Origin of the sequence: Cellulomonas algicola, assembly GCF_003851725.1 — a bacterium.
Classification (GTDB): domain Bacteria; phylum Actinomycetota; class Actinomycetes; order Actinomycetales; family Cellulomonadaceae; genus Cellulomonas; species Cellulomonas algicola.
This window is the reverse complement of sequence record NZ_BHYL01000446.1, coordinates 1-1,576: the sequence shown is the minus strand read 5'-3', so window position 1 is coordinate 1,576 and position 1,576 is coordinate 1. Positions and strand designations below refer to the sequence as shown.

Here is a 1,576-nt window from a genome sequence, read left to right as displayed (position 1 = left end):
ATGCACGCACGGCTCGTCCACCCGCCGCGGCACTGAGCCCGGCACGCGCGCGCGGGCGAACGGCGGCCCGGGCGGGCCGGAGGGCCGCCCGGGCCGCCTAGACTCACCGGCGTGGCGGGACGCATCCGACGGGAGGACGTGGAGGCGGTCCGCGAGCGTGCGCGTATCGAGGAGATCGTCGGCGCCCACGTCAGCCTGAAGCCTGCGGGCGTCGGCTCGATGAAGGGCCTGTGCCCGTTCCACGACGAGCGTTCCCCGTCGTTCCACGTGCGTCCCCAGGTCGGCCGCTACCACTGCTTCGGCTGCGGCGAGGGCGGCGACGTCATCGCGTTCGTCATGAAGGTCGACGGGCTGGGCTTCACGGAGGCCGTCGAGTACCTCGCGGGCCGCGTCGGCATCCAGCTGCGGTACGAGGAGGGCGGCGCACCCCGGCCGGGCGAGGAGCCGGGCCGCCGTCGTCGCCTGCTCGACGCGCACCGCGTCGCCGAGGAGTTCTACCGCGAGCAGCTCACGACCCCCGCGGCCGCCGCGGGGCGCGCGTTCCTGGCCGAGCGCGGGTTCGACCGTGCGGCGGCGGAGCAGTTCGGGGTCGGCTTCGCGCCGCAGGGGTGGGACGCGCTGATGCGCCACCTGCGGGGACGCAACTTCACCGAGGCGGAGCTCGTCGCGTCGGGGCTCGTGAGCCAGGGCCAGCGCGGGGTCTACGACCGGTTCCGCGGCCGGCTCGTCTGGCCGATCCGCGAGGTCACGGGGGAGACCGTCGGGTTCGGCGCGCGCCGCCTGTTCGACGAGGACCAGGGGCCCAAGTACCTCAACACCCCGGAGACACCGCTCTACCGCAAGTCCCAGGTGCTGTACGGGATCGACCTCGCGAAGCGCGACATGCAGCGCGACAAGCGCGTCGTGGTCGTCGAGGGCTACACCGACGTCATGGCCATGCACCTGTCGGGCGTGGGGTCGGCGGTCGCGACGTGCGGGACCGCGTTCGGCTCGGACCACGCGCGCGTCGTGCGGCGGCTCGTCGGTGACGCGGGCTCGACGGGCGGCGTGCAGCTCGCGTCGGGCACGTCGGTCGGCGGGGAGATCATCTTCACGTTCGACGGCGACGCCGCCGGGCAGAAGGCCGCGCTGCGCGCGTTCGGCGAGGACCAGTCGTTCTCCGCCCAGACGTTCGTCGCCGTCGAGCGGTCCGGCATGGACCCGTGCGAGCTGCGCCAGGCGAAGGGTCCGGACGCGGTGCGCGCGCTCGTCGCCGGACGCACGCCGCTGTTCGAGTTCGTCATCCGCTCGACGCTCGACTCGCACGACCTGCGCACCGCCGAGGGCCGGGTCGCGGCCCTGCGCGCCGCCGCGCCGGTCGTCGCGGGCATCCGTGACGCCGCCCTGCGGCCCGAGTACACGCGCCTGCTCGCGGGCTGGCTCGGCATCGACGACCAGGAGACCGTGCGGCGCGCGGTCGCTGCCGCCGGGCCGGCGCGCGGCAGCAGCCCGCGCGGCGGCGAGCAGCGGTCCGACGACCGTCGTGGCCGTCCCGACGCGGGTCGCGGGGACGGCGGTCGGGGCGGGCGTCCCGAGT

1 protein-coding gene is annotated in these 1,576 nt (G+C 75.6%); it reads left to right on the top strand.

Translation table 11 applies throughout. The features are described 5' to 3' along the window. Positions 1-111: 111 nt before the first annotated feature. Positions 112-1,576 (top strand): DNA primase (gene dnaG, locus CTKZ_RS20625; RefSeq protein ID WP_235843589.1); only part of this gene is annotated, 1,465 nt, incomplete at its 3' end.